General features: G+C 65.1%; 15 protein-coding genes. 10 read left to right on the forward strand and 5 right to left on the reverse strand.

Annotation, left to right across the window (positions count from 1 at the left end; all coding sequences use genetic code 11):
* Positions 1-4: 4 nt before the first annotated feature.
* The 3 genes from CCC_RS12850 to CCC_RS12860 are packed head-to-tail and all read left to right on the forward strand — an operon-like array spanning position 5 to position 3,395.
* Positions 5-1,819: an ABC-F family ATP-binding cassette domain-containing protein gene (locus CCC_RS12850; RefSeq protein WP_009870727.1), complete on the forward strand. Its 1,815-nt coding sequence runs from the start codon at positions 5-7 to the stop codon at positions 1,817-1,819.
* On the forward strand, positions 1,816-2,718 hold the full coding sequence (locus CCC_RS12855) for a DMT family transporter (RefSeq protein ID WP_009870728.1): 903 nt from the start codon (positions 1,816-1,818) through the stop codon (positions 2,716-2,718). Before CCC_RS12850 ends, CCC_RS12855 begins: the two co-directional genes overlap by 4 nt.
* A complete protein-coding gene (locus CCC_RS12860; RefSeq protein WP_009870729.1) occupies positions 2,715-3,395 on the forward strand; it encodes an N-acetylmuramoyl-L-alanine amidase in 681 nt (226 codons plus the stop codon). Before CCC_RS12855 ends, CCC_RS12860 begins: the two co-directional genes overlap by 4 nt.
* Before the next feature lie 197 nt (positions 3,396-3,592).
* Here CCC_RS12860 and CCC_RS12865 read toward each other — a convergent pair whose 3' ends face one another.
* Positions 3,593-3,820 (reverse strand): sulfurtransferase TusA family protein, encoded by a 228-nt coding sequence (locus tag CCC_RS12865; protein ID WP_009870730.1) that lies wholly within the window; start codon positions 3,818-3,820, stop codon positions 3,593-3,595.
* A gap of 152 nt (positions 3,821-3,972) precedes the next feature.
* Between CCC_RS12865 and CCC_RS12870 the strand changes: the two genes are divergently transcribed.
* The 5 genes from CCC_RS12870 to CCC_RS12890 all read left to right on the forward strand — a co-directional run bounded on the left by CCC_RS12870 (position 3,973) and on the right by CCC_RS12890 (position 8,514).
* A complete protein-coding gene (locus CCC_RS12870; RefSeq protein WP_052473206.1) occupies positions 3,973-5,070 on the forward strand; it encodes a YeeE/YedE family protein in 1,098 nt (365 codons plus the stop codon).
* 87 nt (positions 5,071-5,157) lie between these two features.
* Positions 5,158-5,607, forward strand: coding sequence for a thiosulfate oxidation carrier protein SoxY (locus tag CCC_RS12875; RefSeq protein ID WP_041041781.1), 450 nt, complete (start codon positions 5,158-5,160; stop codon positions 5,605-5,607).
* A 4-nt stretch (positions 5,608-5,611) separates the two neighbouring features.
* Positions 5,612-5,941: a thiosulfate oxidation carrier complex protein SoxZ gene (gene soxZ / locus CCC_RS12880; RefSeq protein ID WP_009870733.1), complete on the forward strand. Its 330-nt coding sequence runs from the start codon at positions 5,612-5,614 to the stop codon at positions 5,939-5,941.
* A gap of 206 nt (positions 5,942-6,147) precedes the next feature.
* A complete protein-coding gene (locus CCC_RS12885; RefSeq protein WP_009870734.1) occupies positions 6,148-8,196 on the forward strand; it encodes a methyl-accepting chemotaxis protein in 2,049 nt (682 codons plus the stop codon).
* Between the two features lie 15 nt (positions 8,197-8,211).
* The gene (locus CCC_RS12890; RefSeq protein WP_009870735.1) at positions 8,212-8,514 is read left to right on the forward strand and encodes an STAS domain-containing protein; all 303 of its coding nucleotides are present in this window, start codon (positions 8,212-8,214) and stop codon (positions 8,512-8,514) included.
* 6 nt (positions 8,515-8,520) lie between these two features.
* Here the strand turns inward: CCC_RS12890 and CCC_RS12895 are convergent, their stop codons facing one another.
* Entirely contained in the window at positions 8,521-9,306 is a 786-nt protein-coding gene (locus CCC_RS12895) for an enoyl-CoA hydratase (protein WP_009870736.1), read from the reverse strand.
* A gap of 70 nt (positions 9,307-9,376) precedes the next feature.
* Between CCC_RS12895 and CCC_RS12900 the strand changes: the two genes are divergently transcribed.
* On the forward strand, positions 9,377-9,787 hold the full coding sequence (locus tag CCC_RS12900) for a PaaI family thioesterase (protein ID WP_009870737.1): 411 nt from the start codon (positions 9,377-9,379) through the stop codon (positions 9,785-9,787).
* A 12-nt stretch (positions 9,788-9,799) separates the two neighbouring features.
* Positions 9,800-10,114, forward strand: coding sequence for a YdhR family protein (locus tag CCC_RS12905; protein WP_009870738.1), 315 nt, complete (start codon positions 9,800-9,802; stop codon positions 10,112-10,114).
* Here the strand turns inward: CCC_RS12905 and CCC_RS12910 are convergent.
* Genes CCC_RS12910 through CCC_RS12920 form a run of 3 tightly spaced genes read right to left on the reverse strand, consistent with a single transcriptional unit; the run spans position 10,101 to position 12,213 of the window.
* Positions 10,101-10,889, reverse strand: a complete 789-nt coding sequence (locus CCC_RS12910; protein WP_009870739.1) for a hypothetical protein — start codon at positions 10,887-10,889, stop codon at positions 10,101-10,103. The genes CCC_RS12905 and CCC_RS12910 overlap by 14 nt on opposite strands.
* Complete coding sequence (locus CCC_RS12915; protein ID WP_041041783.1) at positions 10,879-11,487, reverse strand: TetR/AcrR family transcriptional regulator; 609 nt, start codon at positions 11,485-11,487, stop codon at positions 10,879-10,881. The genes CCC_RS12910 and CCC_RS12915 overlap by 11 nt, the downstream gene beginning before the upstream one ends.
* 3 nt (positions 11,488-11,490) lie before the next feature.
* Positions 11,491-12,213: a response regulator transcription factor gene (locus CCC_RS12920; RefSeq protein ID WP_041041785.1), complete on the reverse strand. Its 723-nt coding sequence runs from the start codon at positions 12,211-12,213 to the stop codon at positions 11,491-11,493.
* Between the last annotated feature and the right edge of the window lie 64 nt (positions 12,214-12,277).

The raw sequence follows: 12,277 nt of genomic DNA on the forward strand, positions 1-12,277 counted from the left end.
GGGCATGGCTCCTCCTCCCCTCCTCGCGCTACGCGACGTTCGTCTGACCTTTGGCGGCACGCCGCTTTTCGAAGGTGTCACCACCTGGATCGCCAAGGGCGACAAGACTTGCCTGGTCGGCCGCAACGGCTCGGGCAAGTCCACCCTTCTCAAGGTCCTGGCAGGCGAGATCGCCCCCGATTCAGGCGAACGCTTCGTCCAGCCCGGCGCCTCCATCGCCGTTCTGCCTCAAGACCCCATCATCCTGGCGCCCACCATCGCCGATTACGTCGCCCAGGGGCTGCGACCCGACGAACGCGACCAGACCTATCGGGTCGATGCCGTTCTGGACGCCATCGGCATGGATGGGGCGCGCGACCCGGTAGCGCTTTCGGGGGGCGAGGGACGCCGCGCCGCCCTGGCCCGCGCCCTGGTGGGCCAGCCCGACGCCTTGTTGCTGGACGAGCCCACCAACCATCTGGACCTGCCGACCATTTTGTGGCTGGAGGAATGGCTGTCGTCTTATGGCGGCGCCCTGGTGATGATCAGCCACGACCGCCGCTTCCTGGAAACGGTGTCGAAGCAGACCCTGTGGCTGGAACGCGGCGTGGTACGCCGCGCCGAATTCGGCTTCGAGAAGTTCCCCGCCTGGCAAGACGAGGTCTTCGCCGCGGAAGAAGCCGAGTTGGCCCGCATGAACACCCGCATGCGCCAGGAGATGCACTGGCTGGCGCGCGGCGTCACGGCGCGCCGCAAGCGCAATATGGGCCGTTTGCGGGCGCTGCATGGCCTCAGAGCCGAGCGGGCCGAGCGCAAGTCCCAGGTGCTGGCCGCCGGACGCCAGGTCAATCTGGCCACGGATTCGGGCGACCTGTCGGGCCGTCTGGTGATCGAGGCCGAGAATGTCACCAAGACCTTCGGGGACAAGCGCATCTGCCAGGATTTCTCCACCCGCATCCTCAGAGGAGACCGGGTCGGGCTGATCGGCCCCAACGGCGCGGGCAAGACCACGCTGCTGCGCATGCTGACCGGCGAACTGGCCCCCGATGGCGGCGTGGTGCGCCTTGGCACCAATCTGGAGACCGCCTATTTCGACCAGCGCCGCGCCGCGCTGGACCCCGACAAGACCGTCTGGGACACGCTGACCGACGGGCGCGGCGACAATGTCTGGGTGCGGGGCACACCTCAGCATGTGGTCGGCTACATGAAGGACTTCCTGTTCTCCGAGGCCCAGGCCCGCACGCCGGTCAGGGCATTGTCGGGCGGCGAGCGCAACCGCCTGCTGCTGGCCAAGCTGTTGGCCAAACCCTCCAATCTGCTGATCCTGGACGAGCCCACCAACGACCTGGACATGGATACCCTGGACCTTTTGGAAGAGGTTCTGGCCGATTACGACGGCACCCTGCTGGTGGTCAGCCACGACCGCGACTTCCTCGACCGGCTGGTGACCAGCGTCATCGCGGTGGAAGGCGATGCCGAGGTTTCGGAATATGTGGGCGGTTATTCCGACTATCTGCGCCAGCGCCCGGCAACCGCCCCCAATGCCGCGCCCAAGCCGCCCTCCAAGCCCCAGGCCCAGCCAAAGCCCCAAAGCGCCCGCACCCGCCTGTCCTTCAACGATCAGCGGGAGTTGGATCAGCTTCCCGGCCGCATCGACAAGCTGACGGCCGAGATCGCCAAGCTGGAGGCCGATCTGGCCGATCCCAATCTCTATGCCAAGGACGCCGCCCGCTTCCAGAAACTGGCGGCGCGGGCCGAAGCGGCGCGGGCCGAACTGGACGAAGCCGAGATCCGCTGGCTGGAACTGGAAACCAAGCGCGAAGAGGCGGGGGGGAAGTGAGGCGCTCACCGGCCCGCCTCACTCCCCTGGAATGGGCGTCGGCCACCCTGGTGGTGACCCTGTGGGGCCTCAATTTCGTGGCGGTGAAGACGGCGCTCGGCACCTTGCCGCCCTTCTTGCTGACCGCGCTGCGCTTTGCCTGCACCGCCGCCATCCTGGCGCCCTTCTTCCGGCCGACCCGCGGCCAGTTGCCCGGCATCGCCCTGCTGGCCCTGCTGCTGGGGATCGGGCATTTCGGGCTGATGTTCTTTGGCGTGGCGGGCATGGACGCCGCCACCGCCGCCATTGTCATCGAATTGTCCATTCCCTTCTCGGCCATCCTGGCCTGGGCCTTCTTCGGCGAGGTGCTGGGAATCTGGCGCAGCCTGGGTCTTGCCGTATCCTTCCTGGGCGTGGCCCTGCTGGCGGGCGAGCCCCATCTGCCCCACCTCACGCCCTTTCTGGCCGTTGTGGCCTCGGGTTTCGCCTGGGCCCTGGCCAATGTGGTGATCAAGCGGATTGGGCCCATCAATCCCCTGGCGCTCAACGGCTGGATGGCCTTGCTGGCCGCCCCCATGCTGCTGGTCCTGTCGCTGATCACCGAGGACGGTCAATCCGAAGCCCTGGCCGCCACCGGGGTCAAGGGCTGGAGCGGCGTTGCCTATACCATCATCGGGTCGACCTTGATCGCCTATACCCTGTGGTATCGGCTGATCGCGCGCCATCCCATGAACCGGGTGGTGCCCTTCACCCTGCTGGGACCGGTCGTTGGACTGGCTGGCGGCGTCTTGCTGTTGGGCGAGCCCTTGACCTGGCATAAGCTGGTGGGCGGAGCCCTGACCGTGCTGGGCGTGGCGGCGGTGGAACTGCTGCCCGGACGCGCCATCCATCGCGCGGAAGAACCGGAACCCGGAACATGACCATCATCTCGCGGCCCTCGCCCAATTTCGAGCCCCGCCCGGCGGGCGCCGTCATCGATACCTTGGTGCTGCATTATACCGGCATGGAAACGGGTGAGGCGGCCCTGGCCCGGCTATGCGACGCCCAGGCCAAGGTCAGTGCCCATTACGTCATCGAAGAGGATGGCCGCGTCTTCGTCCTGGTGCCCGAGGAGATGCGGGCCTGGCATGCGGGGGCCTCGTCCTGGCGTGGCGTGGCGGATGTCAATTCCCGCTCCATCGGTATCGAACTGGTCAATCCAGGCCATGAATTCGGCTATCGCGGTTTTCCCGGCGCTCAAATGGAGGCCCTGATCCGCCTGTGCCGGGGCATTCTGGAGCGCCATCCCATCTCTGCCCGCAACGTGGTGGCCCATTCCGACGTGGCCCCCACCCGCAAGCAGGACCCCGGCGAACTGTTCCCGTGGCAGGATCTGGCCGAGGGCCACGGTATCGGCCTGTGGCCCTGCGGCGAGCCCACGCCCCTGCCGCCCGATCATGTTCTGCTGGCCGGTCTTGCCCATGTGGGCTACGACATTCACGATCCCAAGGCGGCGCTCACCGCCTTCCAACGCCATTTCCGGCCCTGGAAGGTGGATGGTCTGATCGACGAGGAAAGCGTCGGGCGGCTGCGCTCGCTGCTCAGGATCGTGCGATAAGATCAAATCCCGGCGAGTTCGGCTCGTCGGGATTGGATTAGCCCCAAGGGGCCGCGCCGACGCCAGCTTCGCTGGCAATATATCGGCAGCACGCCTTCGCGTGCGGTGCGGCGGGAGGCAAGGGCGCTTAAGCCCACCCGCCCATTGAGGGCGATCCCGATGAACGCTTGCGATCATCGGGATCAGCACGAAGCGCCTCAGGCGCCCTTCTGAATCTTGAAGGTATAGACGCCGCCGTCCTCGTCCTTGGACAGCAAGGCGTTGCCGGTCTGGCGGCAGAAGGCGTCGAAATCGGCGACCGAGCCCGGATCGGTGGCGATCACCTCGAGTACCGCCCCCGCCGCCAGGTCCTTGATGGCCTTCTTGGCGCGCAAAATGGGCAGCGGGCAGTTGAGGCCCTTCACATCCAGAACGGTATTCGACATCCCTGGTCCTCCCTCGTGTGGCTTCATCGGGCTGTTTCGCCCCGTTGATATAAGACTACACTAATATTACCATCGATCCCAGTCCATTGATGCCGTCGCCATGCCGGTGATAGCCTGGACACAATATCATCTGGCTTGGCGGAGACAGCCCCTTGTCCGAAATCGCCCTTACCACCCTGGTCGGCTCGGCCGGTTTCGCGCTGGGCGCGGTGTTCGGCTGGGCGGCGCGGGCCAGCGATTTCTGCACCATGGGGGCCTTGTCCGATCTGGTTTTCCTGGGCGACCGCCGACGGCTGCGCGCCTGGGTCTTGGCCATGGCGGTGGCCATGCTGGGAGCCCAGGGACTGCAGGCGGCGGGGCTGGTAGAGCTGGGCAAATCCATCTATCTCGGCGCCACCATTGCCTGGGCCGGAGCCATCCTGGGCGGGCTGATGTTTGGCTACGGCATGACCTTGGCGGGCGGCTGCGGCAGCAAGACGCTGGTGCGCCTGGGTGGCGGCAATCTCAAATCCGTGGTGGTGGTGCTGGTGGTCGGATTGTTCGCCACCATGACGCTGAAGGGCCTGCTGGCCATGGAGCGCATCGCCATCGAGCAGGCCACCGGCATCACCGCCGCCCGGCTGGGCGCATCCGATCAAAGCCTGCCCGCCCTGCTGGCGGGACTTGGCCTGCCCCACGCCGCCGCCCGAATTCTGACCCTTGCCGTCCTGGGAGGCGGCGCCCTGGTATGGTGCCTGAAGGACGCGTCCTTCCGCGCGGCGGGCGGCACGCTGGCAGGCGCCGTGGTCATCGGCCTGACCATCCCCACCGGCTGGGCCGTCACCGCAATCCTGGGCGCCGACGATTTCGCCCCCGCCCCCATCGCCTCGCTCTCCTTCATCTCGCCCATGGGCGACGGGCTGATGTATCTGATGACCTTTACCGGCTCGACCATCAGCTTCGGCGTCGCGGCAGTGGGCGGGATCATCGCGGGCTCGTTCCTGTCGGCCCGGCTGTCGGGACGTTTTGCCTGGGAAGGCTTCGCCGATACCGCCGATCTGCGGCGTCATCTGGGCGGAGCCGCACTCATGGGAACAGGGGGAATCATGGCCATGGGTTGCACCATCGGCCAGGGCCTGACCGGTCTATCGACCTTGTCGGCCACCTCTTTTCTGGCGCTAGGCGCAATCATCTCGGGCGGCCTCCTTGGCCTTCGCAGCCTGGAGGAAGGGGGCCTGCTGCCCGGCCTCAAATCCCTGCTGAAGCCCTGAATATCATAATATTATGATATATAGGTTGCGCGCCCGCGCCTGCCTCCGTTACCATCAAAGAAAAAAATTCCTGGGGAGGACAGGCAATTGCACAGATCCCGGACGCTGAACCGCCGCACCGTGCTGGCCGGAACAGCCGCCATGGCCGCCGCGGGTCTGGCCGCGCCAGTACGCGCGCAAGAGGCCGAAGACCTGGCCCACAAGCTGATGGGGCCGTTCAAGGCCAAGGAGGGCAAAGTCCGGCTGAAGATGCGCGACGTGGCCGCCAGCGGCGCCTCGGAGCCCATCACCGTCTCGGTGGACTCGCCCATGACGCCCGCCGACCACGTCAAGGCCATCCACGTCCTGGCCGAGGCCAATCCCTATCCGGTGGTGTCGTCTTGGTATCTTACCCCCCTGTCGGGGCGCGCCGAGGTGAGCTTCCGCATGCGGCTGGCCAAAACCCAGACGGTGCGGGCCTATGCGGTGACCTCCGACGGCCAGGTCTGGATCGCCCGCCAGGACGTCACCGTCACCATCGGCGGCTGCGGAGACTGAGACCATGGCCAATTCAGAGCGCGTCAAGGTAAGGATCCCGTCCAAGGCCAAAAAGGGCGAGATCATCGAGATCAAGACCCAGCTCAGCCACGACATGGAAACCGGCCTGCGCAAGGATGGGGCTGGCAAGACCATTCCCAGGCATATCATCGCCCGCTTCACCTGCACCTGGAATAACGAGCCGGTCATCAGCTCCGATTGGCATCAGGCGGTATCGGCCAATCCCTTCGCCAGTTTCTTCGCCTTGGCCACGTCCAGCGGCAAGATCAAGCTGAGCTGGTTCGACGAGAACGGCGAAACCCTGGAATACATTCACGACATCATCGTCGAATAACACCCTGGGCAAGCTTTATACGCAACAATACTTACCGCCCCCTTCGCCTTATACAGCACTGTCTTTCGTCAATATTTATAATTTGGCAGCAATAAAGCTTCGGCATATCATGCATGAACGATGCACCTAATCAGGGGCGTCCGCGTCATCGAATTGCAGATGTGAGGCTGTTCGCGGCCCACAGCCCGAACGCCCAAGGGGCTCCCATGCTGAAGAATCTCCCAATCGCTATCCGGCTTGCCCTGGCGCTGATCATTCCGCTGGTGGCCGTCATCGTCTATTCCGGCCTCAACCTGTCGGAAAAGAACAGACAGGCCGATGAGATGGAACAGGTGGAGGACCTGGCGCGCCTGGCGCCCGCCATCAGCGCCCTGGTCCACGAACTTCAGAAGGAGCGCGGCACCTCGGCAGGCTTCGTCGGCAGTAAGGGCGAAAAGTTCAAGGACCGTCTGCCCGAACAGCGCAAGCTCACCGACGCAAAGCTGGCCGAACTCTCCACCGCCTTGGGGCGCTTTCCCGCCGCCGCCTATGGTCCGGGCTTTACGGCCAAGCTGGACGCCGCCGACACCGCCTTGAAGGGCCTGACCGAAAAACGCGCCGCCATCAGCAATCTCACCCTCGCCTTGGGCGAAGCCACAGGCTATTACACCGCCACCATCGCCCGGCAACTGGCGGTGATCGAGGAAATGGCGGTGGCGAGCCGCGACACCCGCGTCACCAAGGCCATCATCGCCTATGTCCAGCTGCTGCAGGGCAAGGAGCGGGCGGGTCAGGAGCGGGCCACGGCCAGCGGTGGCTTTGCCGCCAAGGCCTTCTCGCCCGCCCTGCATCGCAGTTTCACCCAGTTGATCGCCCGCCAGGAGGTGTTCTTCGAAACCTTCGCCAAGAACGCCGAGCCGGATCTGCGCCAGGCCTTCGAGAAAATCCAGTCCGATCCTGCGGTCAAGGAGGTGGACCGCATGCGCGCCGTGGCCCTGGACGCCCCCTTCACCAACGATCTGGGCGGCGTCGAGGCCCCCGTCTGGTTCGACACCATCACCAAGAAGATCGACCTGCTGAAACAGGTGGAGGACATGGCCTCGGCGGCTCTGGTGGACATGGCCAACAAGGGGCATGCCGCCACGCTCGGCGCCCTTTACGCCTATCTGACCACCACCCTGGTCGTCCTGACATTGGGCATCATACTGACCACGATCATCGCACGCGGCATCACCCGCCCGCTGGCCGAAATGACCTTCGACATGACCAAGCTGGCCGAAGGCGACAAAGGTGTGCCCATCAACGGATTGGAACGCAGGGACGAGATCGGAGCCATGGCCCGCGCCGTGGAGATCTTCAAGGAAGGACTGATCCGCGCCGACCATTTGGAGGAAGAGCGGCATCGGGCCGAAGACGCCAAGGACAAACGGTCCAAGGTCATCGACAACCTGCTGCGCGAATTCAACGAAGAGGTCGGCGACGCCCTGGCGGGCATGGCGTCCACCGCCACCGAACTGGAAGCCACGTCCCGCTCGCTCTCATCCACGGCCGAGGACACTTCGGCCCAGGCCTCGGCGGTGGCGGCCGGTGTCGAGGAAACCGCCGTCAGCATGCGCACCGCCGCTGGCTCGGCCGAGCAACTGGCCCAGACCGGACAAGACATCACCCGCAAGGTTCAGGACTCGGTGCGCATCAGCGATGAAGCCTCGGCGGAAGCGCGGCGCACCAGCCAGTTGATCGATGGACTGGCCTCGGCGGTGGGCAAGATCGGGGCCGTGGTGGCCTTGATCAACGATATCGCCGCCCAGACAAACCTCTTGGCGCTCAACGCCACCATCGAGGCGGCCAGGGCGGGCGAGGCGGGAAAAGGCTTCGCCGTGGTGGCGGGCGAGGTCAAGCATCTGGCCAACCAGACCGCCAAGGCCACCGAGGAAATCGCCGGACAGATTTCCGCCGTGCAGAAGGTCACCGCCGAGGCCGTCACGGCCATCACCGCCATCACCTCGGTGATCGAGCAGGTGCATCAGGTGGCGACCGGCATCGCCCAGGCGGTGCACCAACAAGACGGCGCCACCAAGGAAATCGCCGAGAATGTCCATCAGGTCGCCGACGCGGCGGGTGAGATCAGCGCCAATGTGGCCGGGGTGAACAATGCGGCTGAAGACACCAAGCAAGCCTCGACCGAGGTTCTGCAAACGGCCCAGGACGTCTCGGAACGGGCCAACAGACTGCGCGACCGCGTCGACAGCTTCCTGACCTCCATCCGTATAGCCTAGCAGGAACGCCCAACCATGCAGTACAGCATCAAGACGTCCGGCAACGGTGCCGAATTAACCATCAAGGGGCGGCTGACCTTCACCGAGGCCGCGACCTTCCCCAAAATCCTGGCCGAGATGGATAAGATAGGCCAGTCTCACTGGGCTATCCGCCTGGACGACCTGACCACCATCGATTCCACCGGGATGAGTTTGTTCGTCCACGTCTACGATGGCGCCAACGCCGCGGGGACCAAGGTGGTGATCCATGGCGCCAAGGGCGTGGTCCGCGAAGCCCTGAACCGCGCCGCCTTCCAGACCCTGTTCGAGATCCGATAAGAAGACTCAGCAGCCCCGCCAAACCGGCGGGCGTTTGTCCAAAAAGGCGTCGATCCCCTCGGCGGCATCGGCGGCCAGCATGTTCTCGGTCATCACCTGCGAGGCATGGGCATAGGCGTCGTCCAGCCCCATCTCAAGCTGGCGGTAGAACGCCTCCTTGCCCAGCTTCAGAGTATAGGACGACTTGGACGCGATCAGCCGGGCCATGGAGGCCACTTCCGCATCCAGGGATTCCGGCGCCACCACATGATTGACCAGTCCCCAGCGCTCGGCGGTCCCGGCATTGATGGGATGGCCCGACAGCAGCATCTCCATGGCCTGCTTGCGCCCCACGGCACGCGACAGGGCGACCATGGGGGTCGAGCAGAACAGGCCGATATTGACGCCGGGCGTGGCGAATTTCGCCCCCTCGGCGGCATAGGCCAGATCGCAGCTGGCCACCAATTGGCAACCGGCCGCCGTGGCCATGGCGTGGACCTTGGCGATCACCGGCTGGGGCAGCCGCACCACGGCGCGCATCACCCTTGAACACAGGGCGAAGACTTCCGCCACCTCTTCGCGGCTTTGCAGAGCGCGCATCTCCTTCAAGTCATGCCCGGCGCAAAAGGCGGGGCCATTGGCGCCCAGCACCACGACCCTCACCGATCGATCCTTGGCGATGTCGGCCAGATGGGTTTCCATCTCGGTCATCAAGGCCACCGACAGGGCATTGCGGGCCGCCGGGCGGTTCAGGGTCAGGGTGGCGATTCCCGCCTCGTCGCGGCGGATCAGGATGGACTCGACCTCGGACATAGCAAACCTTCCTTGCCATCGGCGGCGGGAATCTCCGACACTGGTCCGACCAGTTTACCCAGGAGGCCCGATGTCCGCCATCTCCGCCGAACAGTTCAACGCCCTTCTCATGGAAAAGCTGCCCATGGCCCGCGATCTGGCCATCCGGGCCGAGACCCTGGGCAAGGGAACGGCGCGGCTTGTGATGCCCTTCGGCCCCCATTTGACCCGGCCGGTGGACGTGGTCTGCGGCCCGGCCCTGATGACCCTGGCCGACGTGGCGCTCTACGCCGCCGTGCTGACCCAGATCGGGCAGCAGGAAATGGCGGTGACCAGCAATCTCAATATCAGCTTCCTGCGCAAGGCCGAGCGTTGCGACATCATCGCCGAAGCCAGCCTGCTCAAATTGGGCCGCCGCCTGGCCATGGGAGCGGTGGAACTGATCGCGGCAGGCACCGACGAACTGGTCGCCCATGTCACCGCCACCTACGCCATCCCTTAAGGGAAGAGACCAATGATCTCCACCATGACGACCTTCACCCTTCGCAAGCCCATCACGCGCGAAGAGGCCCGCGCCATCTTCCTCAGCACCGCCCCAAAGTATCAGGCTGTACCGGGCCTGATCCGCAAGACCTACATCTTGTCCGAGGACGGGACCGTGGCGGGCGGCCTCTATCTTTGGAATTCGCGGGCGGAGGCGGAGGCCTTGTACACCCCGGAATGGCGCGCCTTCGTGACTGAAAAATACGGCACCGAGCCGGTCGTCGCCTATTTCGAAAGCCCCGTCGTGGTCGACAACCTGACGCAGCAGATTCTCAGCGACGCCTAGCCGAAACGATTGCCTCCACCGCCTCGGCGATGTGGCGGGGACGCTTGTCGATACCGGCCAGCTTGACCTCGCCAGGGCGCGGATCGATCTCGGCGATCTTGTTGCCCTGTTCCACCGGCACGCCGTCATGGGTCAGGCCGCGCACGATGCCGTCGAACAGCGCCTCGACCAGCGCATCGCCGATGCAGGCCACCACATCGCCTTGCCTCACCCGCTGACCGATCTCGGCCTCGGCGCGCAAGAGTCCGGCGATGGGCGCATAGCGGAAGCGCGAGCGGGCCTGGCCCAGCACGGCGCGCGGCTCGCCCGCCAGGGGCAAGGTGGACCCGCTGCGCACCACTTCGCCCAACCGGTCCCACGAGGTCTCCACCGCCACGTCCACATTGAGGCCGATACGACAGCCCGGCCCCATGCCGATCACCAGCGGCGCCAGACCGATCTGGGGTTCGGGGGCCTGCTGCTTGTTCATGCGGGCATCCACCAGCACCGCCCAGGGCCACGCCGCCAGCGCCGTTGAAAACTCCATGGCGAGCAACGGAATCTCGCCCTCCTGCCAGGCGACGGCGATGGCCTGGGGATCGGCGGCTTTGCGGGCGCGCAAGCCCTCAAGCTCGGCCTCACCATGGAAATAGGCATCGGAAAAGGCCATGCGGCGGCGGATGGCGATGGGGGGCTTTGACGATTGCAGCGCGACCTGAAAGCCACTCCAGACCAGATGACAGGCGATGGCCGAAGCGATCTCGCCGGTCCCGCGGATCAGGATCTCAGTACCCACGGGGCCCCATCAACCCGCCCAGGACCTGATCGGAATAAATGGCGATGACCTGTTCCTTGCTCAGCCGTCCATGGGGCCTGAACCAGGTGCAGACGCCGGTCAGCATGCTGAGGATGCCATAGGCAGCCACATGGGCGTCGCCACAGCGGAACAGCCCCGCCGCCTCGCCCTGGTCGAGGATTTCAACCAGGCGGCGTTCGTAACGGCGCCGCAGGGTGACGATCTCTTCGTAATGATTGGGCTCGAGCGAGCGCAGTTCAGAGGCCCCGATGAACACTTCGCGCTTGCGTACGATGTGATAGGTGACGTGGAAGGCCACGAAAGCGCGCAGACGCTCTTCCGCGCCTTGCCCCTCCACCAAGGCCATGGCGGCGTCGAACTGCAAGAACAGTTCGTCCATATGGGCGCGGATCAGATCGAAGAGCAGATCTTCCTTGGTGCTGATGTGATTGTAGAGCGAGCCCACCTGAATCCCGACCTCGGCGGCCAACTGGCGCAGGCTCATGGCCTCATAGCCGTGCTCGTAGATCAGTTTGAGGCCCGCCTTGCGGATCGCCTCCATGGTGCGGGGGCCGTGGGACCCAATCGTCCGGGCCATGGCCTAGCCCGGCTGACGCGCACGGGCCTCGACAGGCGCAGCGAAGACATAGCCCACCGACCGCACGGCGCGGACCGGCAGGTTCTCGCCGGTGGCGGCATTGACCTTGCGCCGCAGCCGGGCCATCACCGCGTCAATGCTGCGGTCATCATAGCCGCCCACACTCTTTCCCAGGGCGGCGGCGATATCGTCGCGCGCCACCGAAGCGCCGGGCTCGTGAGTCAAGGTCTGCAAGACCCGGTATTCGGCATTGGTCAAGGGCACCCGGTGGCCATTGGGGGTGATCAGCGACCAGCTGGCGGCATCGAAGCCCCAGGTCTGGTTGCCGTCCTCGCGGCCTTCCCGCTTTTCCTCGGCCGGGGCCTCGCTCAGGCGGCGGGTCAGACTGTGGATCACCGCTTCCAGTTCGCGGAACTGCACCGGCTTGACCAGATAGGCGTCGGCCCCGGCGGTCAGGCCCAGCACCCGGTCGTCCAACTGTCCCCGCGCGGTCAGCATGATGATGCCGACCTTGCTGGACGAACGCAGCCGGGCCGCGATGGAAAACCCGTCCTCGCCGGGAAGGTTGACGTCGAGGACCAGAAGATCAGGAGCGAAGTCCGGCAGAAGAGCATCCATCTCGACGCCCGACCCTGCCCGCTGCACGTTCATTCCGACCAGGGAAAGATAGCGGCAAATGGAACCGCAAAGATCAGGGTCATCCTCGACAACCATTACCTTGATCATGTTTCCCCCAAAAAACGGCTACAGTTCTTAGGTTGATTTCACCATACTTCACTAAACTCATATC

It is taken from the genome of Paramagnetospirillum magnetotacticum MS-1, assembly GCF_000829825.1.
In the GTDB taxonomy this organism is placed as follows: domain Bacteria; phylum Pseudomonadota; class Alphaproteobacteria; order Rhodospirillales; family Magnetospirillaceae; genus Phaeospirillum; species Phaeospirillum magnetotacticum.

Coding starts and splice junctions, on each gene's coding strand:
- soxZ (WP_009870733.1), top strand. CDS start 5,612: ATGGCCAATTCAGAGCGCGTCAAGGTAAGGATCCCGTCCAAGGCCAAA.
- CCC_RS12895 (WP_009870736.1), bottom strand. CDS start 9,306: ATGTCCGAGGTCGAGTCCATCCTGATCCGCCGCGACGAGGCGGGAATC.
- CCC_RS12920 (WP_041041785.1), bottom strand. CDS start 12,213: ATGATCAAGGTAATGGTTGTCGAGGATGACCCTGATCTTTGCGGTTCC.
- CCC_RS12860 (WP_009870729.1), top strand. CDS start 2,715: ATGACCATCATCTCGCGGCCCTCGCCCAATTTCGAGCCCCGCCCGGCG.
- CCC_RS12850 (WP_009870727.1), top strand. CDS start 5: ATGGCTCCTCCTCCCCTCCTCGCGCTACGCGACGTTCGTCTGACCTTT.
- CCC_RS12905 (WP_009870738.1), top strand. CDS start 9,800: ATGATCTCCACCATGACGACCTTCACCCTTCGCAAGCCCATCACGCGC.
- CCC_RS12900 (WP_009870737.1), top strand. CDS start 9,377: ATGTCCGCCATCTCCGCCGAACAGTTCAACGCCCTTCTCATGGAAAAG.
- CCC_RS12885 (WP_009870734.1), top strand. CDS start 6,148: ATGCTGAAGAATCTCCCAATCGCTATCCGGCTTGCCCTGGCGCTGATC.
- CCC_RS12915 (WP_041041783.1), bottom strand. CDS start 11,487: ATGGCCCGGACGATTGGGTCCCACGGCCCCCGCACCATGGAGGCGATC.
- CCC_RS12865 (WP_009870730.1), bottom strand. CDS start 3,820: ATGTCGAATACCGTTCTGGATGTGAAGGGCCTCAACTGCCCGCTGCCC.
- CCC_RS12890 (WP_009870735.1), top strand. CDS start 8,212: ATGCAGTACAGCATCAAGACGTCCGGCAACGGTGCCGAATTAACCATC.